Here is a 23,857-nt window from a genome sequence, read left to right on the forward strand (position 1 = left end):
ATGGTACTGCAGGGGGGACCCTGTGGGAGAGTAGGACGCCGCCGAACAATTTTTGGAAAAGGCCCTGTTGGGAGCTTCAAGCTCCCAACAGGGCCTTTTCGTCTTTGTAAGCTGCACGCCATGCGCTACGACATGGTCATCTTCGACAACGACGGAGTGCTCGTCGACAGCGAGCCGATCTCCAATCGGCTCCTCGCGGGCTATCTCACCGAACTGGGACACCCCACCAGCTACGAGGACTCCCTGCGGGACTACATGGGATCCGCCATGCACCGCATCCACGACCTGGTCCTGGAGCGCACCGGGCAGCGACTGCCCGCCGACTTCGACGCCACCTTCCACTCCCGCGTCTTCGACGCCTTCCGCCGTGAGCTGGAGCCCGTCGCCGGGGTCGCCACGACGCTGAACGGGCTGCGGGCGGAGGGGATCCCGTACTGCGTCGCCTCCTCCGGAAGCCATGAGCGCATACGGGTCGCCCTCCGGAAGACGGGGCTCTACGACTACTTCGGCGAGGACCGCATCTTCAGCTCCGAGGACGTGGGCCGGGGCAAGCCCGCCCCCGACCTCTTCCTCCACGCGGCGAGCCGCATGGGCGCCGCCCCCGAGCGGTGTGCCGTCGTCGAGGACAGCCCCCTCGGCGTGCGCGCCGCGCTGGCGGCCGGGATGGACGCGTACGGCTACACGGCCATGACCCCGGCAGACCGGCTCCCAGGCGCCTGCGCCTACTTCTCGGACATGGCCGAACTGCGAATACTGCTCAGCTCTACCCACAGGTAGCTCCAGGGGCCTACGCTCCTCGGCCATGACGGATACGCGCCAGGGCCCGCGGCTGCGGCATGGCCGGGCCTCGCTGGCCATCAGCTTCTTCGCCCAGGGCGCGATCTTCGCTCTGCTCGTGACCCGGATACCCGCGCTCCAGGACCGCTACGGGATATCCGACGGACTGCTGCCCCTCTTCCTCGCCGCCGTGCCCGTACTGGCCGGTGTGGGCAGCGTCGCCACCGAGCACCTCGTCAAGCGCGTGCGGCCGGGGCGGGTGCTGCGCGGGGTCCAGCCCGTCGTCTCGCTCGCCCTGCTCGCGGCGGGCTCCGGCACGGCGGTGTGGCAGCTCGCCGTGGCGCTCGCGGTCTTCGGCCTCACCGTCGGGGCGCTCGACGCGTCGATGAACATGCTCGGGGTGAGCCTGCAACGCGCGTACGGGCGCAGCATCATGCTCGGCTTCCACGCCGCGTACAGCCTGGGCGGGATCGCCGGGGCGTCGCTCGCCTGGGCGGGCGCGCACTGGGACCTGCCGCTGGCCGCGCTCTACGCGCCGCTGGTGGCGGTCCTCGTGCCCGTGGCGTTCGTCGCGGGCCGCTGGTTCGCGGACGACAAGGACGGCCCCGGCGGAGAGGGCGACACGAACGAGGCGGGGGCGGTGAACATGAAGCTGCTGCTGCCGCTCTGCCTCGTCATGACCTTCGCCTACATCGGCGACTCCACGGTCTCCAACTGGTCCGCCAAGTACCTCGAGGACGTGCTGCACAGCTCCGATCAGCTGGCGACGGTGCCGTACAACGTCTACATGGTCACCACCCTCCTCGGCCGTACCTTCGGCGACCTCGGGGTTCGGCGCTTCGGCGCGGCCGCCGTCGTCCGGGCCGGGGCGCTGCTCGCGGCGGGCGGGTTCGCCGTGGTCGCGGCGGCGCCCGGGGCCTGGGTGGGGATGCTCGGGTTCACGCTGCTGGGGCTCGGGCTGTGCGTCCTGGTGCCGCAGACGTTCGCCGCCGCCGGGCGGCTCTTCCCCGGGGCCTCGGACGCGGCCATCGCGCGCCTGAACATTTTCAATTACGTGGGCTTTCTGATCGGTTCGCCGCTCGTGGGCGCGCTGGGGGGTGCGTGGAACTACCGCGGGGCGATGCTCGTGCCGATGGCGCTCGTCCTCGTGACGTTGGTCCATGCGAGGTCGTTCACGGCTGTACCGGCCCGATACGGTGACGGGCATGAGCGGCCGCGCACAGTTGATGTGGGATGAGGAAGTAACCGGGTACGACTTCGGTGCCGGGCATCCGATGGACCCGGTCCGGCTCGCGCTGACCATGAGGTTGGTGGAGGCGTACGGGCTCGACCGGGCGGTCGAGGTGGTGGCCGCCAAGGCGGCCGGCGACTCGACGCTGCGGCTGGTGCACCGCCAGGAGTACATCGAGGCGGTGCGGCGGGCGTCGGTCGATCCGGCGGCCGCGGACGGTTCGTACGGGCTCGGGACCATGGACGACCCGGCGTTCGCCGGAATGCACGAGGCGTCGGCGCTGATCGCCGGGCAGTCGGTGGGCGCGGCGGAGAGCGTCTGGCGCGGTGAGGCGCTGCACGCGGTGAACTTCGCGGGCGGGCTGCACCACGCGATGCCCGGCGGCGCCGCCGGGTTCTGTGTGTACAACGACGCGGCGCTGGCGGTGGCCCGGCTGCTGGAGCTGGGCGCCGAGCGGGTCGCGTACGTGGATGTCGACGTGCACCACGGCGACGGTGTGCAGGCGGCCTTCTGGGACGATCCGCGGGTGCTGACGATCTCGCTGCACGAGCATCCGCGCACCCTCTTCCCGCAGACCGGATGGCCCGAGGAGACGGGCGGCCAGGGCGCCGAGGGCTCGGCGGTGAACGTGGCGCTCCCGGCCGGGACCGGGGACGCGGGCTGGCTGCGGGCCTACCACGCGGTGGTGCCGGAGCTGTTGGCCGCGTTCCGCCCGCAGGCGCTGGTGACCCAGCACGGCGCGGACACCCACATCGAGGACCCCCTCGCGCACCTGGGCGTGACCGTGGACGCGCAGCGTGCGGTCGCGGAGAGCTGCCACCGGCTGGCGCACGAGTACGCGGACGGGCGCTGGGTGGCCCTCGGGGGCGGCGGCTACGCGGTGGTGGAGGTGGTGCCGCGGTCGTGGACGCATCTGGTGGCGATCGCGGCGGGGCGTCCGGTGGCGCCGGAGGCGGAGGTGCCGGAGGAGTGGCGGCACGAGGTGTACCGGCGGACCCGGCTGGAGGCGCCGCGGCGGATGACGGACGGGCGTGAGCCGCGCTGGCAGGACTTCGCCGAGTCCGGCTACGACCCGGCGGACCGCCTGGACCAGGCGATTCTGGCGACCCGGCGGGCCGTCTTCCCTCACCACGGCCTGCTGCCCTAGGGGGTGTCTCGCCGGTCATGCCGGGCTCCCGACGCCTGGCACGGCACCTCGCGGCCCCGCGCTCGTCGCGCTCCGCGCCTCCCCCAGCTACCGCTGGGAGGTGCCCCCTGCGCTCTCCTCACGCGGGTTGCGATGCTCCCCCAGCTACCGCTGGGAGGTGCCCCCTGACGCCGCTCGCTGATCCGGCCTGACCGACAAGACACCCCCTCGGGGCGTTCCCCTTCGGGCGCGGACGGTGATCCAGCAGCATCGGTGGGGTGTTGAGTACCGCCGCGCTGCGTGCGCATCTGCTGGCGGCGCGGCTCGCCGGGCCGGTGGCCACCAGCCGGGAGGAGAGCCTGCGCCGCTATCGGCTCTTCGCCGCCCGTGACCCCCGGGTGCTGCTGGGCCTGGAGCCCGAATACGACTGGTCCTTCGCCGAATTGCTTCGCCTCATGGGGAGTAAATGCGGGGTTTCGGTCAACCCGGCGGATGTCTCCGGTCACGATGTGATCGACCCGGAGCGTACGATCGCCGCCCTCCAGACCTTCGCGGACCGGCTCCGGGTGGCCGCGGAGACCCGGGCGCCGGTGCTCCTGGGCACCGGCCACCCCCACCGTCTCCTGGGTTTCTACGCCGCGTTGGCGGCGGCCCTCTCGGCGGCCGGATGCCGGATCCTCACCCCAGCGGAGGGTAGATGTGTCGACATAACGACTCGGTTTGGCGTACGTACGTACCAGCTCACCTACGTACGGGGAGTCGCGATGGTGCGGGAACCCGGCGCCCGGCCGACCGCGAGTGAGCCGGGCGCCCACAGCCACTCGCCCCTCCCGGTTCGCGTCGCCCTCGCCTGTGCCGCGGAGTCCGGCGGGCCCCTCCCCGGGCTGGTGATCGGGGACCATGGATGGGTCTGCGGAGCAGGTCAACTGGGGTTTGCGGCCATCGGGCTGGGCGACACCGACGACCCCGCGCTGTTCGTCGGGGAGGCCGAGGGACAGGTGTCCGTCGCCGTTCCACTTGATGACGCTGTGCGGTCTGGTTACTACCGGCCGCTTACTCGCTATGTACTCAATCGAGCGTGTCTGTCACAGTAGGCGTGCGATCGCTACTCCTCTTCCCCACTCGCATCACCCGCCCCTAACCTGGGGATGAGCGCGCATGCGAGCAGGAGTCACCGGAGGGGAAGCCGGTGCCCGACATGTGCGGAAGGTTCAGGTGGTGTGTCATGGCTGCTGGCGAACGGCCTCTGAATGAGGTTCAGTTTCTGACCGTGGCGGAAGTCGCCTCGGTGATGCGAGTCTCCAAGATGACCGTGTACCGATTGGTGCACAGCGGTCATCTGCCGGCGATCAGGGTGGGCAGGTCCTTCCGGGTCCCGGAGCAAGCGGTGCATGAGTACCTCCGCGAGTCCTATGTGGGGGTGGAGTCCGCTTAGGCCACTTAGGCCGACGCCCCTCGGATTACGTGGTTCGCCCGGTGGCGGGTAGGCTGGCCCGATGTAGGTCGTGTGGGCTCGGACGCCCCGCACCGAGTGAATCGAAGTGAGCGAGGGTAGTCGTGGGCTCTGTTATCAAGAAGCGGCGCAAGCGGATGGCGAAGAAGAAGCACCGCAAGCTGCTCAAGCGCACGCGCGTCCAGCGTCGTAACAAGAAGTAGGACCAGCGGCGCTGTGTTCGTCCCGCAGCCCTTCCACCCATGGTGGAAGGGCTGCGGTGCGTCCGGCGGGGCCCTCGGCTCAAAACGTCGCACCGCGCGGCGAGTGGTCATCACAGCGCAACATCGAGCGGTTACGGTGTTCCGCACAGCCCAGCTCGGAAAACTCGGACGAGGGTGGGAAGGAAGGCGCTGATCTTGGGAAAGGTCGTGCTCGTCACCGGAGTCGCCCGCCGGCTGGGGGGCCGATTCGTACGGCGCATACAGCGTGAGCCGGACGTCGACCGGGTCATCGGAGTCGACGCGGTCGCTCCCGAACACCAGCTGGGCGGGGCCGATTTCGTCCGGGCCGACATCCGCCACCCCACGATCGGGAAACTCCTCGCCGAATTCGGCGTCGACACCGTCGTCCACATGGACATCAACGGCACCCCGCTGGGCGCCCGCGGAAATCGCACCTCGGTCAAGGAAACCAACGTCATCGGCACCATGCAGCTGCTCGGTGCCTGCCAGAAGGCGCCGTCGGTCCGGCGGCTGGTGGTGAAATCCAGCACCAGCGTGTACGGCTCCGCGCCCCGCGACCCCGCCGTCTTCAGCGAGACCACCCCGCCCAAGTCGCTGCCGAGCGGTGGCTTCGCCAAGGACACCGTCGAGGTCGAGGGGTACGTACGCGGCTTCGCCCGGCGCCGCCCCGACGTCGCGGTGTGCGTGCTGCGCTTCGCCAACATCCTGGGGCCGTGCGCGGACTCCCCGCTCGCCGAGTACTTCGCGCTGCCGGTGCTGCCCACCGTCATCGGCTACGACCCGCGACTCCAGTTCGTCCACGAGAAGGACGCCCTCGAGGTGCTGCGGATCGCCGCCTCCGAGCCGCGCCGCGGCACGCTCAACAGCGGCACGTTCAACATCGCGGGCGACGGGGTGCTGCTGCTCTCCCAGGCCGCCCGCCGCCTCGGCCGCCCCACCCTGCCGCTGCTGCTGCCGACCCTGCGGTGGGCCCGCACCGCGCTGCGGTCCCTCGGCATCACCGACTTCTCGCCCGAGCAGGTCCGGCTGCTCACCCACGGCCGGGTGGTGGCCACGACCCAGATGCGCGAGACGCTGGGATTCGACCCCGAGTACACCACCGCGGGCGCCTTCGCGGACTATGTGCACAGCCGCGGTCCCGGGCTGCTCCCGCCCGAGACCCTCGCCCGTACCATCGACCGGCTCGGTGCACTGCTGCCCGCCGGAGCCCAGAAATGAGGAGCGCACCACCATGGCGGATGCCAAGGTCATTCCGTTCGGTGAGGAACCCCGGTCCCGGCGGAAGGGGCTGCGCACGGGCCGTTCGAACCGGTCCCAGGGCCCGTTGAAGCCCGTACCGCAGCAGCGCGACGAGGAGCTGGAGCACCACCCCGAGACCGCCGCGGCGGCCGCCCCGCCACCGCCTCCGCACCCGCCCAAGCGGGCCCCCGGCGGCGGCGACTGGGAGCGCAAGCTCGCCCACGGGCTGAGCTTTCTGCGCCGCCGGATCACCGGCGAGTACGAGGTCGACGACTTCGGCTACGACGAGGACCTCACCGACCAGGTGCTGATGTCCATGCTCCGCCCGATGTACGAGAAGTACTTCCGGGTCGAGGTGAAGGGCATCGAGAACATTCCGGAGAAGGGCGGCGCCCTCGTGGTCGCCAACCACTCCGGGGTGCTGCCGCTGGACGGGCTGATGCTCCAGGTCGCGGTGCACGACAACCACCCGGCCCAGCGCCATCTGCGGCTGCTCGCCGCCGACCTGGTCTTCGTGCTGCCGGTCGTCAACGAGCTGGCCCGTAAGGCCGGTCACACCCTCGCCTGCTCCGAGGACGCCCAGCTGCTGCTGGAGCGCGGCGAGGTCGTCGGGGTGATGCCGGAGGGCTTCAAGGGCATCGGGAAGCCGTTCGCGGACCGGTACAAGCTCCAGCGGTTCGGGCGGGGCGGCTTCGTCTCGACGGCGCTGCGCGCCGGGGCGCCGATCGTGCCGTGCTCGATCGTGGGCGCGGAGGAGATCTACCCGATGGTCGGGAACGCGAAGACGCTCGCCCGGCTGCTGGGGATTCCGTACTTCCCGATCACGCCGACGTTCCCGCTGCTCGGCCCGCTGGGGGCGGTGCCGCTGCCGACGAAGTGGACGATCCAGTTCGGTGAGCCCATCCCGACGGACGGACACCCGCCGGAGGCCGCGGACGACCCGATGCTGATGTTCAACCTCACGGATCAGGTAAGGGAAACGATCCAGCACACGCTGTACAAGCTGTTGGTGCAGCGCCGCTCGGTGTTTTTCTGAGGCGCTCAGGGGCGAGGCCGTGGCGCGGCGCGAGCTCCAGACCGACGGACGGAGTCCGGCGCGGCCCGCCGAAGCTCGGGAGGCCCCCAGGGCCGAGCAATGCGAGGGTGGCCAGAACGGGAGGGCCAAGCTGTTGGTGCAGCGCCGCTCGGTGTTCTTTTAAGGTGACGGCGTTCGGGGCCCGGCGCTGCCGGACCCCGAACGATCACCTCGTCTCGTCGCCGTCGAGATCCAGACCCGGCAGCAGGTCGGGCAGCAGCGGCGGGATGGTGATGTCCGGCTGGGACGGCTTGCCGCCACCCGTGTCGCCCTTGCCCGTGGACGGGCTCGGCGTCGCCGCGCCGGTCGGGGGCTCCAGCAGACCACCGGCACCACCCACCAGGCCGCCCTGCTCCTCGGGTGTGGCCGACGCCGACGGGTGCGGCTTGGCGGAGGCGTCACCGGGGCGGCTGTGGCTCGGGGTGGCCGAGGAGGACGCCGACTGGCCGCGCTCCGGCTCCACCGCGCCGGGGCGCGGTGGCAGCTCGCCGCTCGGCTGGCCGGACTGCCCGTGCTGCTCCCGGGAGGTGGGCAGCAGCGAGCGCAGCGGACCGACCTCATCGTCTATGGCGTCGAAGACCGAGCTGACCTGTTCGCCGACGTCCATGAGCTGGACCGGCAGCTGCTCGCGCAACCGGCTCCAGCCGTCGCGGTGCGCCGTGGCGAAGGTGGACAGCTCCCGGATCGGGCCGAGCGAGCCGTCCCGCTTGTACACCCCGCGCAGCAGCCGGTGGCCCTCGGACGCGTCATGGCGCATCCCGGACAGGGCCCGGCGGATCTCGCCGAGCTGGTCGTGGTCGAGGTCGCCGGAGCGGGCCCGCTCCATCAGCCGACGCGCCTCGCTCAGCCGGGTGGACGCCTGGTCCAGATAGATCCGGCCGCGGTCGGCGTCGCCGTCGGCCATCTCCAGCTTCAGGTCCTCCATGCCCCGCTTGAACCCGTAGAGGGTGTCGCCCGGGAGGGCGTCGGAGCTGGCCGCGGCGACTCCGCCGAACGCGCCCGCCGCGACTCCCACGGTGAGCCCCCCGGCCGCGAGCCCCTTGGACCAGCGGGAGCGGGGCCGGAGTCTGGCGATCGGGGGTTTCGCCCGGTGGGCGCCGCTGCTGCGGCGGCGCTGCTCGGGGACGCGGGACGCGCCGTCCGCGAAGGCGGCCTCCATGGCGGCGATGAGCTGGGCCCGCTGGGTGGTTTTGACGTCGGCGGACAGTGTCGGCGCGGGCAGCTCGCCGAGCTGCCGCGCCAGGCCCACCAGCCGCTGCTGCTGGCCGGGGCTGTCCGCCGCCGGGCCGGACGGTTCGGCGGCGGCCGCTGTCGCGGTCGCCCCGGTCGTGTCCTGGGACGCCCGGTGCCGGCTCTCCAGAGCCTCCAGGGCCTCCAGCGCCTCGGCGAAGGCGTTCGCCCGCCGGTGCGCCGATACGTTCGCGATCACGGGCGGCACCTCCTCTTCTCGTGACGGTCGACTCCCCAGGACACCTGGAGGTTCCGTGCCATGCGCGCGTCCACCCGATCGAGTGAGGGGACTACGGGCAGGGTACGACCGCGAGGCGCCTGCATCTCCCACAACGAGCGGCGCAGCACAGGGGTTACGCCCTCCCGATGATCGGACCACACGTCGCGCCCGCGCTTCCCGGGGTCAGCGGGCGTCGTCCGGCAGCAGCCGCGCCAGGGTGCGCACGGCCCGGTACTGGAGGGTCTTGATCGCGCCCTCGTTCTTCCCCATGACGCGGGCGGTCTCGGCGACCGAGAGGCCCTGGAGGAAGCGGAGGGTCACGCACTCCTGCTGCTGCGGGTTGAGTTTTCGCACCGCCTGGAGCAGCGCCGCGTTGGAGAGGGACTCCAGGACGGAGTCCTCCGGGCTGCGCTCGACCTCGTTGGCGTCGAGCATCTCGCCGGTGGTGACCTCCAGCCGGAAGCGGCTGGACTTGAAGTGGTCGGCGACGAGGTTGCGGGCGATCGTCACCAGCCAGGCGCCGAAGTCGCGGCCCTGCCAGGTGAAGGTCCCGATGCGGCGCAGGGCGCGCAGGAACGTCTCGCTGGTGAGGTCCTCGGCGGTGGCCCGGCCACCGACCCGGTAGTAGATGTAGCGGTACACCGTGTCGGCGTACTGGTCGTAGAGGCGCCCGAAGGCCTCGGCCTCGCCCGCCTGGGCGCGCTCCACGAGGTCCATCATCCGGCGGCTGTCGCTGTCGGCGCCGGGCCGCCGGGCGGTGGAGGTGGAGCCGCGGGAACGTCTGCCGACCGCTGCCCCGCCGTCCGTGAGCGCATAGCAGGGACCGGCGGTGCCGGACCGGCTGACCGTGCCGTCGGACGGACCGGCGGGACGGGCGGGGCCGGCCGCACCGGCGGGCACGGGCGAGGCGAGGGCGAGGGCGGGGACGGCATACGCGGTGGGGACGAAGCCGCGCAGACAGTCGAGGACCGTTGCGCGCAGCGTAGCCAGGCCCGAGGCGTCAACCCCGACGTGTGGGTACACGGGACTCCCAGAGGCAGAGCTTCCATCACGTGCAGTACGGGACCGTTCACCCGCCGTAGGGACGCGTGGGTACCGGTTTGCGTCTAAGGAGAATAACGCTTCGTATAGGCGGCGCTACACCCAGTTGCTCAAATCATCGTTTCCGTCTGCTTCGTTATGGGTTGATGACGGATCAAGTGTCGAATGAAGTATGGGAGTTGATCGGAAAGGTTCGCTGGTTGTGCGCTGGTATGGCGTGTTGTGACAAACCGGCGGTAAGGGGACTGGCGAGGGCGCTATGGGGCACCAAACGCGGATTGTCTGAAACGGGACGGACGCGATCGTCCGATGACCGTCCGTATCGCTGCCCATGCCGTCACGCAGCGCGACAATCGGTCAAGGGCGGGCATGCCCGGTCACCCTCGTACGGCGACGGTGGGTCACGGTGCGGGAGGTGCCTCCGGGGGCGGGAGATGCCCCTGGGGCGAACTAGGGGTGTCCGCACAGTCGCGTCGGATCAGCCCGCGGCGTCAGGGGGCACCTCTCGGCGGTAGCCGGGGGAGCGTGCGATCGCAAGGCGGAGGGTCGCCCTCGCGGGGGCACCTCCCGGACGGAGTCCGGGGGCGGGCCTACTCGGGCGACCCCGACAACGCAGCGAGAGGACACCCCCTAGCGCCTGCGGCGGTGGAGGGCCACGGCGGCCGCCGTGCCGCCCGCCACCGCACCCACCCCGGCCGCGGCCGGGATGCCGATGCGGGCCGCCTTGCGGCCGGTGCGGTAGTCGCGCAGCCGCCAGCCGCGCTCGCGGGCGTGCTTGCGCAGCTGCCCGTCGGGGTTCACGGCGTAGGGGTGGCCGACGATCGACAGCATCGGGATGTCGTTGGAGGAGTCGCTGTACGCGGCGCAGCGGCTCAGGTCGAGCCCCTCGGCCGCCGCCAGCGCGCGGACGGCCTCCGCCTTCGCGGGGCCGTGCAGCGGTTCGCCGACCAGTTTGCCGGTGTACACGCCGCCGACGGACTCGGCCACCGTCCCCAGCGCCCCGGTCAGTCCCAGCCGACGGGCGATGATCGTGGCGGTTTCGACGGGGGCCGCGGTCACCAGCCACACCCGCTGCCCGGCGTCCAGGTGGGCCTGGGCGAGGGCGCGGGTGCCGGGCCAGATGCGGTCGGCCATGTACTCGTCGTAGATCTCCTCGCCGATCGACATCAGCTCGGCGACCCGGTGGCCCTTGACGATCGACAGCGCGCTGCTGCGCACGTCCTCCATGTGGGCCGGGTCCTCGACTCCGGCCATCCGGAACCACGTCTGCTGCCAGGCGAAGCGGGCCAGCTCGCGTTTGCGGAAGAAGTGCCGCTTGTAGAGGCCGCGGCCGAAGTGGAAGAGCGCGGCGCCCTGCATGACCGTGTTGTCCAGGTCGAAGAAGGCGGCGGCCTGCTCGTCCCCGACGACGGGGAACTCCGGCTCGGCGGCGGTCGGTGGCGGGGCAGTCTCGGCCGACGACTTGCGTGCCGCCTCGGCCGATGCCTCTCCGGCGAGGACACTCCGCTCCGTGGCGGGCTGTCGACGTCGGGTGAACCATCCCAGTGCGGCCATGGAGCGAGCATAGCCACGCCTTCGGAGCTTCCCGTTACGCCCCGGTGTCGCGCGGATTCAGGTTACGCGAAAGGGGGGCGGGCGCGGGGGCTGCCGTCAGCCGCCGAGGGCGGCGCGCAGCCGCTTGGGGTCGACCCGCCAGAAGTCGTGCTGGGCGCCGTCGACCAGGACAACCGGAATCTGCTCCCAGTACTTCCGGTGCAGCTCCTCGTCCTGGGTGATGTCCTTCTTCTCCCAGGGGGTGCCCAGCTCGCCGCAGACCCTCTCGATCACGGCCTCGGCGTCCTCGCAGAGGTGGCAGTCGGGCTTGCCGATCAGCGTCACGGTGCGCTCGCTGGGCTTCTTGCGGTGGCTACGGCGCAACAGCGGACTCATGCCCCCATGATGCCCGCCCCTGCCGGGGCGCGGGGCGATCAGTTCGGCTGTGGGGCCCGGAGCGGTTTACCATCGTGGGCGATTTGTTGCTGTCCGGGGGTAAAACGGTGAGGAGTGAGAGCCCGTGCTCCCCTCGGCGTCTCCACGGTGCGTGCGCGCCCATGGGGAACGGTGCGACGCTGGTGGTGGTTCCGTGGCCAGGGCGAAAGGTCGCGTGACACCGGTCACTTTGCTCGGACAAAGCGGACACCATCTTTGTGCACGCGTTCACAAAGACATAGCCTGCTGTCGATGGGGCGGCGTCACGCCAGCCGGCCGCCCGCAGCCCCGCTCTACCCGCAGGAGCACCGTGGCAACTGGCCGAACTCACCGACCGGCGACCCGAAGCCGAGGAATCCCCGAGGCCACCGTCGCCCGGCTACCGCTGTATCTGCGCGCCCTGACCGCGCTCTCCGAGCGCTCGGTGCCCACGGTGTCCTCCGAGGAACTCGCGACCGCCGCCGGGGTCAATTCGGCCAAGCTGCGCAAGGACTTCTCGTACCTCGGCTCGTACGGCACCCGTGGAGTCGGCTACGACGTGGAGTACCTCGTCTACCAGATCTCGCGGGAGCTCGGCCTCACCCAGGACTGGCCGGTCGTGATCGTCGGTATCGGTAATCTCGGCGCCGCGCTCGCCAACTACGGCGGCTTCGCCTCCCGTGGCTTCCGGGTCGCCGCGCTGATCGACGCCGATCCGGCGATGGCCGGGAAGCTGGTCGCGGGCATCGCGGTGCAGCACACCGACGAGCTGGAGAAGATCATCGACGACAACGGGGTGTCGATCGGCGTCATCGCCACCCCGGCCGGCGCCGCCCAGCAGGTCTGTGACCGCCTCGTCGCGGCCGGGATCACCTCGATCCTCAACTTCGCGCCCACCGTGCTGTCCGTTCCGGAGGGTGTGGACGTCCGTAAGGTCGACCTCTCCATCGAGCTTCAGATCCTCGCCTTCCACGAGCAGCGCAAGGCGGGCGAGGAGGCCACCCCTCCCGAGCGGGAGACGGCCGGGACCGGCGAGCCGGGTGTCGCGACGACGCCCAAGCCGTCCGCCGCCGTCTCGCACCGCCCGGCCGCCGGCGGGTCCGGCGGCACCGGTGGCCACAGTGGCGACGGCAATCGGCAGGGACCTGACGGGGATGTGCCCGCCGTGATGCCGGCATGAGTCTCCTCGTCGTCGGAATGAGTCACCGCAGCGCGCCCGTGAGCGTGCTGGAGCGCGCTGCCCTGGTGGGGGACGAGCAGGCGAAGCTGTTGCAGGACACGCTCGCCGCCGAGCCCGCCACCGAGGCCGCGGTGCTGGCCACGTGCAACCGGATCGAGCTGTACGCCGATGTGGACAAGTTCCACGCCGGAGTGGCCGAACTGTCCACCCTGATCGCCCAGCACACCGGTGTCGGCCTGGACGAGCTGACTCCGTATCTCTACGTCCACTACGAGGACCGGGCCGTTCATCACCTCTTCTCGGTGGCCTGCGGGCTGGACTCGATGGTCGTCGGAGAGGGCCAGATCCTCGGCCAGATCAAGGACGCGCTCGCCCTCGGGCAGGAGCTGCACACCGCGGGCCGGATGCTGAACGACCTCTTCCAGCAGGCGCTGCGGGTCGGCAAGCGGGCGCACAGCGAGACCGGGATCGACAAGGCCGGGCAGTCGCTGGTGACCTTCGGCCTGGAGCAGCTGGCCGGGGACCGGCCCGTCTCGGAGTGGGCGGCCGGGAAGCGGGCGCTGGTGATCGGCGCCGGGTCGATGTCCTCGCTGGCCGCGACGACCCTCGCCCGCGCCGGTGTGGCAGAACTGGTGATCGCCAACAGGACGTTGGAGCGGGCCCTGCGGCTCGCCGAGTCCCTCGCGGGCCAGCACGCCGGGCTGGGCGCCGCCGTCGCCGTCGCGGACCTCGCGGCCGACGCCGCGCGCGAGGCCGCCCCGGACCAGCGGCCCGGCCTGATCGCCCGCGCCGTGCCGCGCGACCGGGTGGCGAACGAGCTGCCGCACGCCGACATCGTCGTCTCCTGTACGGGCGCGACCGGCCTGGTGCTGACCGAGGACGATCTGCGCACCGCCCTCACCCAGCGGGCGGGCTGCCCCTCCGGCGGGCACGCCGCCACCGTCTCGCTGCTGGACCTGGCGATGCCGCGCGACATAGACGCGGCGGCGCACCGGATCGAGCGGCTGCGGCTGGTCGACATCGAGTCCCTCGCCGAGGCGGCCGCCACCCCTGCCGACGACTCGGGGTCGTCCGCGGTCGCGCTGGCCGCCGACGTCGACAAGGTCCGCGGAATCGTCTCCGCCGAGGTGTCCGCCTTCGGAGCGGCCCAGCGCGCCGCGCACATCACGCCGACCGTGGTCGCGCTGCGTACCATGGCGGCAGATGTCGTCGCGAGTGAGATCGCCCGGCTCGACGGACGCCTGCCCGATCTGGACGACAAGCAGCGCTCGGAGATCACCCAGACCGTGCGCCGGGTCGTCGACAAGCTGCTGCACGCGCCCACCGTGCGGGTCAAGGAGCTGGCGAGCACTCCGGGCGGCGCGGGCTACGCGGACGCGCTGCGCGAGCTCTTCGACCTCGACCCCCAGGCGGTTGCCGCCGTCAGCCGGGCCGACACCAGCGGCTCGGGCCCGGCGGGCGCCGCCGAACCGAACGACCCGAAGGGAGGCCGGGCATGACCACCGCCCCCGCCACCCCGCTGCGGCTGGGGACCCGCCGCAGTGCGCTCGCCATGGCCCAGTCCGGCCTGATAGCCGACGCGGTGCGCGAGCTGACCGGCCGCCCCGTCGAGCTGGTCGAGATCACGACGTACGGGGACGTCTCGCGCGAGCAGCTCGCGCAGATCGGCGGCACCGGCGTCTTCGTCTCGGCGCTGCGCGAGGCGCTGCTGGGCGGCGAGATCGACTTCGCCGTCCACTCGCTGAAGGACCTGCCGACCGCCGAGCCGGAGGGCCTGACCCTGGCCGCGATCCCGCGGCGCGAGGACCCGCGCGACGCGCTCATCGCGCGCGACGGCCTCACCTTCGAACAGCTGCCGCCCGGCGCCCGGATAGGCACCGGATCGCCGCGCCGTGCCGCGCAGCTCAACGCGTGGGCGCGGTCGTTCGGGCTCGATGTCGAGACCGTGCCGATCCGCGGCAACGTCGGCACCCGGATCGGCTACGTCCGCTCCGGTGACCTGGACGCCGTGGTGCTCGCCGCCGCCGGGCTGACCCGCCTCGGGCGGATCGGCGAGGCGACCGAGATCCTCGACGCCGACCATGTTTTGCCCGCCCCCGGCCAGGGGGCTCTGGCAGTCGAATGTGCCGCGGACGACGCGGAGATGACTGCCCTGCTCGCCGGACTCGACGACCCGCACACGCGGGCCGCCGTGACCGCCGAGCGTTCCCTGCTCGCCGCCCTGGAGGCCGGCTGCAGCGCACCTGTGGGGGCGCTGGCCGACCTGTTGGGCGACGGTCAGGTTGTCACCGAAATGCGCCTGCGCGGCGTCGTCGGCACGACCGACGGCTCGACGCTGGTGCAGCTGTCCACCACCGGTCCCGTACCCGCGTCGCCCGATCAGGCCGCGGACCTCGGTCGCGAACTCGCCGCCGAGATGCTCGCCAAGGGTGCGGCCGGTCTTATGGGGGAGCGAGCACTTTGAACCCCAATGCCCCGAATCACCCCGGCTGCGGGCACGTCACCTTTCTCGGTGCCGGCCCAGGAGACCCGGGCCTACTGACGCTGCGGGCCGTGGAGGCTCTGGCGGCCGCGGACGTGCTGATCGCCGATCCGCACGTGCTCGACGTGGTACGTACGCACGTCAGGCCGGGCGTGGCCGCGGAAGCTCAGGGCACGCCAGGGCAGGCGGACCCTGATGCGTCGTCAGGCACCGCCGACGTCCCGGTATTGCGGGACAGCACCAATCTTGTCATGGCGGCCGCGCGCGGCGGCAAGCGGGTCGTCCGTGCGGTAGCGGGCGACCCTGGCCTGGACGGATACGCCGCCGACGAGATGCTGGCGTGCGCCGCCGAGGGCATCGTCTTCGAGGTGGTCCCGGGTGTCGCGTCCGCGGTGGGCGTGCCCGCCTACGCGGGGGTGCCGCTGCGGGACTCCCAGGGCGCCGATGTGCGCTTCGTGGACGCCCGCACCGCCGACGAGCGCTGCTGGAGCGAGGTCGGCTCGTCCGACTCGACGGCTGTCGTCTCCGCCACCCTGGAGACGGTCGCGGCCGCCGCGGGCGAGCTGGTGTCCGCGGGCCGCAAGCCGGACACCCCGCTGACGGTCACCGTGGCGGGCACGACCACCCGCCAGCGCACCTGGACGGCGACGCTCGGCACGATCGCGCAGGTGCTGAAGTCGGCGAAGGTGCTGCCGTCGCCGCAGGGCTCGCAGCCCGTGATAGCGGTCGTCGGCGAGAGCGGCGCGGCCGAGCGGCGCGATCAGCTGTCCTGGTTCGAGTCCAAGCCGCTGTTCGGCTGGAAGGTCCTGGTGCCGCGCACCAAGGAGCAGGCCGCCTCGCTCTCGGACCAGCTGCGTTCGTACGGCGCGGTGCCCAGCGAGGTGCCGACGATCGCCGTCGAGCCGCCGCGTACCCCGCAGCAGATGGAGCGCGCGGTCAAGGGCCTGGTCACCGGGCGCTACGAGTGGATCGCCTTCACCTCGGTCAACGCGGTCAAGGCGGTGCGCGAGAAGTTCGAGGAGTACGGGCTCGACGCCCGCGCGTTCGCCGGGATCAAGGTCGCGGCCGTGGGCGAGCAGACCGCCAAGTCGCTGATCGACTTCGGTGTGAAGCCGGATCTGGTGCCCAGCGGTGAGCAGTCCGCTGCCGGGCTGCTGGAGGACTGGCCGCCGTACGACCCGGTCTTCGACCCGATCGACCGGGTGTTCCTGCCGCGCGCCGACATCGCCACCGAGACCTTGGTCGCCGGGCTGATCGAGCTGGGCTGGGAGGTCGACGACGTCACCGCGTACCGCACCGTGCGCGCCTCGCCGCCGCCGGCCGAGACCCGTGAGGCGATCAAGGGCGGCGGGTTCGACGCGGTGCTCTTCACCTCGTCGTCCACCGTGCGGAACCTCGTCGGCATCGCGGGCAAGCCGCACAACGTCACTGTCATCGCCTGTATCGGCCCGGCCACCGCGAAGACCGCGGAGGAGCACGGCCTGCGGGTGGACGTGCTGTCGCCCGAGCCCTCGGTGCTCAAGCTGGCCGAGGCGCTCGCGGACTTCGGCGCGGCGCGGCGCCAGGCCGCGGTCGAGGCCGGGGACCCGGTCACGCGCCCGAGCGAGCGACGGCCCGGATCGCGAAGGAGGGCACGCTCTTGAGCACGCGGTACGGCACCTTCCCCGGGGCCCGGCCCCGTCGGCTGCGCACGACACCGGCGATGCGGCGCATGGTCGCCGAGACCCGGCTGCACCCGGCCGAGCTGATCCTGCCCGCGTTCGTGCGGGAGGACGTCAGCGAGCCGGTGCCGCTCCAGTCGATGCCGGGCGTCCTCCAGCACACCCGGGACAGCCTGCGGAAGGCCGCGGCCGACGCGGTCGCGGCGGGCCTCGGCGGGATCATGCTGTTCGGGGTGCCGGAGGAGTCCAAGAAGGACGCCGTCGGCACCCCCGGCACCGACCCGGACGGCATCCTCCAGGCCGCCATCCGCGACGTGCGCGCCGAGGTCGGCGACGACCTCGTGATCATGTCGGACCTGTGCCTGGACGAGCACACCGACCACGGCCACTGCGGCGTCCTGGACGCCGAGGGCCGGATCGACAACGACGCCACCCTGGAGCGCTACGCCGAGATGGCCCGCGTCCAGGCCGACGCGGGCGTCCACACGGTCGGCCCGAGCGGCATGATGGACGGCCAGGTCGGCGTCATCCGCGAGGCCCTGGACGGCGCCGGGTACCAGGACGTCTCGATCCTGGCGTACACCGCCAAGTACGCCTCCGCCTTCTACGGCCCGTTCCGCGAGGCGGTCGGCTCGTCCCTCAAGGGCGACCGCAAGACGTACCAGCAGGACCCGCGGGGCGCCCGCGAGTCCCTGCGCGAGCTGGAGCTGGACCTGTCCGAGGGCGCCGACATGGTCATGGTCAAGCCCGCCCTGCCGTACCTGGACATCCTCCACCGCATCGCCGACGCGGTGGACGTCCCGGTGGCCGCGTACCAGATCTCCGGCGAGTACGCGATGATCGAAGCGGCCGCCGCCAACGGCTGGATCGACCGCGACCGCGCCATCATGGAATCCCTCACCTCGATCCGCCGCGCGGGCGCCGGGATGATCCTCACCTACTGGGCAACGGAGGTCGCCCAGCGGCTGAACCGCGGGGAGTAGTTCTTCCCGCCACGCTGTACGGGCCGGAGGCGCACCCTGCGCCTCCGGCCCGTTCTCATATCGTCAGCCCAATGACTCTGGGCGGTCGGCCGGTCAGCCTAGGGCTTGCATCACGCGGTTGCGTAGCGTCTCATCCGCGATGGTCTCGGCATCGTGCCAAGCTGCGGCGGTGACTTCTTCGGTCTGGAGCTCGACGACATCAGCCGAGGTGCGAAAGAGGAAGCGGAAGTCGACGTGTTGATGCCCGGGCTCGCCCTTGGCGTCGTTCGCAGGAATGGGGTGCACGTCGACGTGCAACGGGCGCGTGCCGACCGGGACGACAACGGACGAGGGAATGCCGGTCTCTTCCGTCAGCTCGCGCTGCGCCGCGTCGACGAGCCGGGCGTCGTCAGCCTCAATGTGCCCGCCGGGCAGCAACCAGCGGTTGAGGGCCAGATGCCGGATGTGGAGCACGCGGCCGGTGGGGTCGGTGAGGATCGCCCCGGCCGTGGCGTGCCCCCGGAACTCCTTGCGTGAGGTGAGGTCGGCCCCGACGTCGAGGAGGTCGAGGAGGGGTGCGAGCCGCTGCTTCTCGTCTGGGTAGTTCTTGAGGTAGTCGTCGACGGTCTCACGGATGTGTTCGGCCGTGATGGGCACGGGTAGATCTCCTATCGGTTGAAGTAGTCAAGCCACGTCGCTGCGATGGCGGCACGGTCGGCCGGGTTGATCTCATGCATACCGGGGGCCAGCTCACCGCGGGCGAGCATGGTGGAAGCGACCAGGATCTCGGCCTGTACGAGGAAGATGAACGGTCCCACGCTGGCTCCGTGCAGGAAGTTGACGGCGTTGCCCCCGTTGAGCAGGTAGAAGTAGTGGCCGGTGGTGAGGTACCGGGTGACGTTCTCGCCGATTTGGGCGCGCTCGTACACGTCCGGCAATCCGCCGAGCTCGAGCTCGTCCTCGCTACTGGTCACGGTCGCCACATACGCCCCGTTCCGCAGCCGGGGGAAGTCCTCGCCGCGCAGCGCGAGGGAGCCGGTCGCACACAGTACGAGACCGGCTTCCCCCAGGCCGCTCACCCGGTCGCGGGCCACGGTGAAGCCCTGCGAGAGCGCCTGCGTGCGGCGCACGGGGTCGATGTCGTAGACGGTCACCCGTACGCCCTTGGCGTGCAGCAGGCGGGCAATGCTCGAACCGAGCTTTCCGAAGCCGATCACCAGTGCCGTACGGCCATGAAGGATGTCGCCGCGGCTGCGCATGAGTGCCTCAGTCGAAAACACGACCGACTGTCCGACGAGGAAGTCTTCAGGGTCTTTCAGGGGCGAGCGGGCCACGGACACGACCGGGCATGGCAGATTTTCCAGATCGGCGTACCGCTTGTGTCCGTTTTCAGTGTCTTCGACCACGCCCAGGATGCGGCCCGAGAAGCGGTCACACAGTGCGCCAAGGGCTGGTGCGAAGTACCCGCCGACATCGAGCAGGACGACCGGGCGGCCGGCCGCCCGCGCCTCGACGTAGCGCACGGAGCGGTCGACATCGACGAACATCTCACGGGTCAGCCTGTCGCAGGCGTGCCCATCGGCCTCGACCTGGCGCAGTGCCTCGATTCGTACGGACTTCGGCTTGGGCAGTACGGCGCGCAGGTCGGTCACGCTCGCCACGGCACGCACGAACGCCGGACGCTCGGGAAGAAGGTGTGTGATCAGGAACGACGCCGCCTGCTCGTCGGCAGCGAAGCGCGCGGTGACGCGTCCGAAGTAGGCGTCAAGATGAGCACGTTCGAAGGTCTCCATTCCTGCTTCTTCTCCTTTGCCGCTGCCCTGGTTTGTCGTACTGAGTCGGACTGTGCTTGCTCCAGGGCCCAGCACAGCCTGTCGAGTGCGGTGAGCCTCTCGTCGTGGGGCAACTCGCACCATCCGCCGAACCACTCGTCACACCGGTACGGATTCGGGGCGACCAGCCATGAGCCCTTTGACAGCAGCCGTACCGGCGAGTCGGTCCATCCGCCCCGGCTACCGGTCGGAACGGCGAAGTAGAGACGCTCGCCCGGCCGGTCATAAAGCACCGGGCCGATCCGGTCCCCTACCTCTCTGAGCCGGGCGAGGGCGAGGAATCCGACGTCGGCGGGCACCCGTGCGACGTCCCACTCGTGGCCGACCGCGAGCAGGTGCAAGCCGGATGCGAGGTCCTCGATGAGCGGAGCGGCGCGCAGCGCCTCGCGCAGGCACATCACGTGCCTCCTCTCTGCGGGACGATGCGACCGGCATCGACGAGGCGCATGCCGCCGTGCCTCGGTTTGGTGGAGCGGACCATGATCAGGCGCGTGCTTGTCCCGGCGATCTGCCGTTCGCGCTCCACCGCGATGCGGTTGGGGCCCAGGTGGCTACGCGCGGGCAGGACCACGCCGTACGTGTGCGGCAACGCGAGAACATCGAGCAGCCCGATGAAAGCCGGCGATCGGACCTCGGCGACCGGCCCGTACTCGGTGAAGAGTCCGGACAGAGTCAGCTCGTGCTGTCGGCAGTATTCGGCGAGCGAGTCGGCGAGGGCGGTTGCCCGGGCCTTGCAGCTCGTTCGGCGCAAATACCCGTATACGTGAGGACCGTCCACCGGGCGTCGCTCTGTGATGTCTTCCATGGCTTGAGCATCGCGGCGAACCAACGGATGTGAAATGACCGGTTGTTGTACTTCCGTTGCACTTCCGCGTCATAGTCATCAGGGAGCGTGCTTCCATAACGTGACAAGAGGGAGGCAGTCCGTGATGAGCGTGCAGCAGTGGACCGGCCGCGAAGCGAGCGCTCTGCGCGCTGCGCTCCGGATGAGTACGCGTGCATTCGCTGAGCACCTGGGGGTCGCTCTGCGCACGGTGGCGAAGTGGGAGAAGCTCGGTGCGGACACCATTCCGAGGCCGGATACGCAGGCCATCCTCGACACCGCACTCTCGCGCGCTGACTCGCTGGCGCACGGGCGTTTCGACGTGCTCCTCTCCGGTTCCACGGACGCCCGCGAGGGGAGGGCCGCGGTTCGGGTAGCGGACTACGAGACGTGGACGGAGGACATCGACCGAGCTGTCGTGTGTCTGAGCCGTCAGAACTTCTCGTTCGCGTACCACCTGTTGAATCGGTGGATCGGACACCACGACCCGCGTTCTTTCGACGACAAGGGCCTGTACCTCTACGGTCGGTCGCTGGTCCTCCTGGGCGACCTCCAACGTGACCAGGGCGCGACCCTCGGTCCGCTCTCGGCGCGCCACTCGTACAACACCGCACGCAGCCTGTTCGCTGAACTCGACATTCCGCGTCGCGTCGCGCAGATTGAGTTGTCGCTTGCTGTGGTCGACGAGATGACAGGGGAGCTCGATGTCTCCGCCCGGCAGTACGAGCGGCTCGCCACCGACGAGCGCCTGAGTGGGCGCGACCGTGCCCGGGCCCGTCTATGGGTGGGCACGGCCCTCAGTAAGGGCGGGAGTAATGACTACGCGGTCAAGGTGATGACGGCCACGACCCACGATTTCGAGGACCTGGCGGAGCCCGAGGATTGGTCGGTCGCGCATCAGAAGATCGCACTTGCCTACCGCGGAGCCGGTGACCTCACTCAAGCACTCCAATACATCGACATCGCGCGTTCTTCCGCCACGGTCGACTCTCCCATGCAGTGCGTGCGGCTGGACACCGCACACGGGCACATCCTTCTGTCCGACCCGGCCACCCGGGATGATGGGTTTTCCGTCCTCGACGGCGCGGCGCAAGTGGCGAGGCACTACGGGCTCAGCCACCAGCTACGCAGCATCGAGGGCATCCGGCGGTCGTTTGACGGCCCGCCGGTTGCAATGTCGAGGTAAGTGGCCAGCGAGGATGAACCAGGGAGTGCCCGTGCCGGATCGAGAGCACCGCATGATTGCCGATGCCCAGTGGAACGACGCCGAGTTGATTTGGAATTTTCACCAGATGAGGCACGAGCCGCGCCCCTGCTCGGTGGCGATCTGCCTCGGCAGCCACGATCTCGGAGCGGCGACGTTCGCGGCCAGGCAGTACCACGCCGGTTTGTTTCCCACACTCGTGTTCAGCGGTGGCAACAGCCCGACGACGGCGCCCCTCTACCCGCGCGGCGAGGCCGTGCACTTCCGTGAGCACGCGCTCGGTCTCGGTGTGCCCGTTGACGCAATCCTTCTTGAGCCGAAGGCTGCAAACACCGGGCAGAACATTACGTTCTCGCGTGAGGTACTGCGTAAGGCAGGCGTCGAGGTCGATTCCGTGATGCTGATCGCCATGCCGTACATGGAGCGGCGCGCGTACGCGACCTGCCGCAAAGTGTGGCCCGAGGTCGAGGTCGTGTGTGCTTCCGACCCCCTGGACTTCGCCGATTACGTCAAGACCATCGGCGACGAAAAGTTGGTCATCGACACGATGGTCGGTGACCTGCAACGAGTGATCGAGTACCCGAAGTCGGACTTCGCCATCGAGCAGGAAGTGCCGGATGATGTCCTTGCCGCCTATGAGCGACTCCTTCGTTCCGGATTCGACAGCCGACTCCTCACATCCTGAGTCGACATCCACGCGGCTGGGCGCTGTGTGCGCCATCCACCAGCCGAACTTGTTCCCTCGGCTGTCGACTCTGGCGAAGTTGTATGCCGCCGATCGGTGGATCATCCTCGATGACGTGCAGTTCGCACGACGCGACTACCAGCATCGCGCCCGGCTGGCGAGCTTAAGTGATCCCCACGCCCGCCAGTGGCTGTCATTGTCGACACACCTTCCGCGAGGGCGCGACACGCTGATCTCCGAGGCCCGTCTTGCCGATCCTCACCGATGTCGTCGCAGATGTGCCGAACTCGTCCGCCAGCACTATGGCCGTAGTCGCCATTGGCAGGCCGTACTGGCCGTTCTCGATCCCGTTCTCCAGCGTTTCGGTACGACGGACAGCACAGCAGACATCGCCGAGGCGTCTGCCCTCGCCTTGCTGGCGTCGGTTGGATGGCGTGGCGAGGTTCTGCGCAGCGGCACCCTGCCGGCCCGTAAGGGACGGTCGCAGCGTCTTGCTGACCTCGCCGTAGCCACTGGGAGCACTGTCTACCTCTGCGGCACGGGCGGCATGCACTACCTCGAGAAACAGCCGTTCGCCGAACTCGGCATCTCGGTAGTGCCCTTCCACACGCCTGCCGTTACCCCCGTTTGGGACTTTGCTCGGGAAGTCAGTGCGCTGTGGGCACTCGCATCCATCGGATTGAGCCGCCTTACCGAGGCACTGCACAGCGTGGCCACGGAGCTGCGGGAGGCGCCCCGCCTGTACGCATAGCCGGGCTCCGGCGCACCTGGCTCGGCGTGAGAAGTCGCCGGTCGGGCGCAGTGCTCCTTGGTCGGTTCCTGAACCCTCTACGGCCCGGCCGGGGCGAGGAGGCCGTGGAGGGCGTGGTCCACCAGCTTGCGCACCTCGTCGGGGGAGAGCGAGCCGTGGCCGGACATCAGGCGGAAGACGAGTGCGCCCAGGAGGACGTCGGTGGCCGCGGCGGCGTCCACGCCCGGGCGGGTCAGGCCCGCTTCGGCCGCGCGGTCCCAGAACGGCTCGACGGCCGCCCGGCGGGGCATCAGGAAGAACTCGTGGAAGTACGGCGCCGCCTGCGGTTCGGTCGCGCAGGCCGCCAGCAACTGGGCGAAGAGGGCGCCTTCCGGGCTGGTGTAGTGGGTCAGCAGGTCGGTGGCGTACGTGACCAGATCGTCGATGGGGCGGCCGGTGTCGGGGAGCGCCACCACCTCGGCCGTGTCACGGCCGAACGCCTCCGCGATGATCGCGGCCTTGCAGGGCCAATGTTTGTAGATGGTGGCCGTGCTCACACCGGACCGTGCGGCGATGCGGTCGATGGTGATCGCGGTGATGCCGTCCTCGCGCATGAGGGCGCTGGTGGCCGCCAGTACGGCGTCGTGAGCCCGGGCGCTGCGGGGGCGCCGGGGGCGGTCCAGGGTCATGGGTGGGCCTTTCCTCCGGGCTTGCCGATCAAACTAAAGTGATGTT

At 70.5% G+C, this 23,857-nt stretch carries 25 protein-coding genes; 16 read left to right on the forward strand and 9 right to left on the reverse strand.

Features of this window, described 5'->3' with window-relative positions:
- The first annotated feature begins 120 nt into the window (after nt 1–120).
- The 8 genes from LCH29_RS41350 (at nt 121) to LCH29_RS41385 (ending at nt 7,086) form a co-directional block, all read left to right on the forward strand.
- Nucleotides 121–777 (forward strand): HAD family hydrolase, encoded by a 657-nt coding sequence (locus tag LCH29_RS41350; protein WP_446466832.1) that lies wholly within the window; start codon nt 121–123, stop codon nt 775–777.
- Nucleotides 778–802: 25 nt separating this feature from the next.
- Entirely contained in the window at nt 803–2,014 is a 1,212-nt protein-coding gene (locus tag LCH29_RS41355) for an MFS transporter (protein WP_446466833.1), read from the forward strand.
- Entirely contained in the window at nt 1,983–3,155 is a 1,173-nt protein-coding gene (locus tag LCH29_RS41360; protein ID WP_446466834.1) for an acetoin utilization protein AcuC, read from the forward strand. Before LCH29_RS41355 ends, LCH29_RS41360 begins: the two co-directional genes overlap by 32 nt.
- 257 nt (nt 3,156–3,412) lie before the next feature.
- The gene (locus LCH29_RS41365) at nt 3,413–4,228 is read left to right on the forward strand and encodes a phosphatase (RefSeq protein WP_446466835.1); all 816 of its coding nucleotides are present in this window, start codon (nt 3,413–3,415) and stop codon (nt 4,226–4,228) included.
- A gap of 131 nt (nt 4,229–4,359) precedes the next feature.
- Nucleotides 4,360–4,569 (forward strand): helix-turn-helix domain-containing protein, encoded by a 210-nt coding sequence (locus tag LCH29_RS41370; protein ID WP_014053989.1) that lies wholly within the window; start codon nt 4,360–4,362, stop codon nt 4,567–4,569.
- 122 nt (nt 4,570–4,691) lie between these two features.
- Entirely contained in the window at nt 4,692–4,790 is a 99-nt protein-coding gene (locus tag LCH29_RS41375) for a 30S ribosomal protein bS22 (RefSeq protein WP_003948845.1), read from the forward strand.
- A 195-nt stretch (nt 4,791–4,985) separates the two neighbouring features.
- Nucleotides 4,986–6,029, forward strand: coding sequence for an NAD-dependent epimerase/dehydratase family protein (locus tag LCH29_RS41380; RefSeq protein ID WP_446466836.1), 1,044 nt, complete (start codon nt 4,986–4,988; stop codon nt 6,027–6,029).
- Nucleotides 6,030–6,042: 13 nt separating this feature from the next.
- Complete coding sequence (locus tag LCH29_RS41385) at nt 6,043–7,086, forward strand: lysophospholipid acyltransferase family protein (RefSeq protein WP_446466837.1); 1,044 nt, start codon at nt 6,043–6,045, stop codon at nt 7,084–7,086.
- A 205-nt stretch (nt 7,087–7,291) separates the two neighbouring features.
- Here LCH29_RS41385 and LCH29_RS41390 read toward each other — a convergent pair whose 3' ends face one another.
- The 4 genes from LCH29_RS41390 to LCH29_RS41405 all read right to left on the reverse strand — a co-directional run bounded on the left by LCH29_RS41390 (nt 7,292) and on the right by LCH29_RS41405 (nt 11,545).
- Complete coding sequence (locus tag LCH29_RS41390; protein ID WP_446466838.1) at nt 7,292–8,554, reverse strand: DUF5667 domain-containing protein; 1,263 nt, start codon at nt 8,552–8,554, stop codon at nt 7,292–7,294.
- Between the two features lie 204 nt (nt 8,555–8,758).
- The gene (locus tag LCH29_RS41395) at nt 8,759–9,598 is read right to left on the reverse strand and encodes an ECF subfamily RNA polymerase sigma factor, BldN family (protein WP_446466839.1); all 840 of its coding nucleotides are present in this window, start codon (nt 9,596–9,598) and stop codon (nt 8,759–8,761) included.
- 648 nt (nt 9,599–10,246) lie between these two features.
- On the reverse strand, nt 10,247–11,170 hold the full coding sequence (locus tag LCH29_RS41400; protein ID WP_446466840.1) for an HAD family hydrolase: 924 nt from the start codon (nt 11,168–11,170) through the stop codon (nt 10,247–10,249).
- A gap of 96 nt (nt 11,171–11,266) precedes the next feature.
- The gene (locus LCH29_RS41405; protein WP_446466841.1) at nt 11,267–11,545 is read right to left on the reverse strand and encodes a glutaredoxin family protein; all 279 of its coding nucleotides are present in this window, start codon (nt 11,543–11,545) and stop codon (nt 11,267–11,269) included.
- A 349-nt stretch (nt 11,546–11,894) separates the two neighbouring features.
- On the opposite strand from LCH29_RS41405, the gene LCH29_RS41410 reads away from it, so the two are divergent.
- The 5 genes from LCH29_RS41410 to hemB are packed head-to-tail and all read left to right on the forward strand — an operon-like array spanning nt 11,895 to nt 17,869.
- On the forward strand, nt 11,895–12,743 hold the full coding sequence (locus tag LCH29_RS41410; protein ID WP_446466842.1) for a redox-sensing transcriptional repressor Rex: 849 nt from the start codon (nt 11,895–11,897) through the stop codon (nt 12,741–12,743).
- Nucleotides 12,740–14,242: a glutamyl-tRNA reductase gene (locus tag LCH29_RS41415; protein WP_446466843.1), complete on the forward strand. Its 1,503-nt coding sequence runs from the start codon at nt 12,740–12,742 to the stop codon at nt 14,240–14,242. Before LCH29_RS41410 ends, LCH29_RS41415 begins: the two co-directional genes overlap by 4 nt.
- Nucleotides 14,239–15,207 carry a hydroxymethylbilane synthase gene (gene hemC / locus LCH29_RS41420; protein ID WP_446466844.1) on the forward strand — a complete coding sequence of 323 codons (969 nt, stop codon included), beginning with the start codon at nt 14,239–14,241 and terminating at the stop codon, nt 15,205–15,207. The genes LCH29_RS41415 and hemC overlap by 4 nt, the downstream gene beginning before the upstream one ends.
- Entirely contained in the window at nt 15,204–16,868 is a 1,665-nt protein-coding gene (locus LCH29_RS41425; protein ID WP_446466845.1) for a uroporphyrinogen-III synthase, read from the forward strand. Before hemC ends, LCH29_RS41425 begins: the two co-directional genes overlap by 4 nt.
- The gene (gene hemB / locus LCH29_RS41430) at nt 16,865–17,869 is read left to right on the forward strand and encodes a porphobilinogen synthase (protein WP_446466846.1); all 1,005 of its coding nucleotides are present in this window, start codon (nt 16,865–16,867) and stop codon (nt 17,867–17,869) included. Before LCH29_RS41425 ends, hemB begins: the two co-directional genes overlap by 4 nt.
- Before the next feature lie 93 nt (nt 17,870–17,962).
- Here the strand turns inward: hemB and LCH29_RS41435 are convergent, their stop codons facing one another.
- Genes LCH29_RS41435 through LCH29_RS41450 form a run of 4 tightly spaced genes read right to left on the reverse strand, consistent with a single transcriptional unit; the run spans nt 17,963 to nt 20,485 of the window.
- The gene (locus tag LCH29_RS41435) at nt 17,963–18,505 is read right to left on the reverse strand and encodes an NUDIX hydrolase (protein ID WP_446466847.1); all 543 of its coding nucleotides are present in this window, start codon (nt 18,503–18,505) and stop codon (nt 17,963–17,965) included.
- 11 nt (nt 18,506–18,516) lie between these two features.
- Entirely contained in the window at nt 18,517–19,641 is a 1,125-nt protein-coding gene (locus LCH29_RS41440; RefSeq protein WP_446466848.1) for an adenosylhomocysteinase, read from the reverse strand.
- Nucleotides 19,551–20,078, reverse strand: a complete 528-nt coding sequence (locus LCH29_RS41445; RefSeq protein ID WP_446466849.1) for a hypothetical protein — start codon at nt 20,076–20,078, stop codon at nt 19,551–19,553. Before LCH29_RS41445 ends, LCH29_RS41440 begins: the two co-directional genes overlap by 91 nt.
- Nucleotides 20,078–20,485, reverse strand: a complete 408-nt coding sequence (locus LCH29_RS41450) for a hypothetical protein (protein WP_446466850.1) — start codon at nt 20,483–20,485, stop codon at nt 20,078–20,080. The genes LCH29_RS41445 and LCH29_RS41450 overlap by 1 nt, the downstream gene beginning before the upstream one ends.
- A 121-nt stretch (nt 20,486–20,606) precedes the next feature.
- Between LCH29_RS41450 and LCH29_RS41455 the strand changes: the two genes are divergently transcribed.
- From LCH29_RS41455 to LCH29_RS41465, 3 genes are read left to right on the forward strand one after another with little or no spacing between them, the layout of a single operon-like run.
- Nucleotides 20,607–21,689: a helix-turn-helix domain-containing protein gene (locus tag LCH29_RS41455; RefSeq protein ID WP_446466851.1), complete on the forward strand. Its 1,083-nt coding sequence runs from the start codon at nt 20,607–20,609 to the stop codon at nt 21,687–21,689.
- A gap of 13 nt (nt 21,690–21,702) precedes the next feature.
- The gene (locus LCH29_RS41460) at nt 21,703–22,392 is read left to right on the forward strand and encodes a YdcF family protein (protein WP_446466852.1); all 690 of its coding nucleotides are present in this window, start codon (nt 21,703–21,705) and stop codon (nt 22,390–22,392) included.
- Complete coding sequence (locus tag LCH29_RS41465; RefSeq protein WP_446466853.1) at nt 22,343–23,143, forward strand: WbqC family protein; 801 nt, start codon at nt 22,343–22,345, stop codon at nt 23,141–23,143. The genes LCH29_RS41460 and LCH29_RS41465 overlap by 50 nt, the downstream gene beginning before the upstream one ends.
- Before the next feature lie 77 nt (nt 23,144–23,220).
- Here the strand turns inward: LCH29_RS41465 and LCH29_RS41470 are convergent, their stop codons facing one another.
- Nucleotides 23,221–23,811, reverse strand: a complete 591-nt coding sequence (locus tag LCH29_RS41470) for a TetR/AcrR family transcriptional regulator (RefSeq protein WP_446466854.1) — start codon at nt 23,809–23,811, stop codon at nt 23,221–23,223.
- Nucleotides 23,812–23,857: the final 46 nt, after the last annotated feature.

It is taken from the genome of Streptomyces sp. BRA346 (assembly GCF_052851135.1).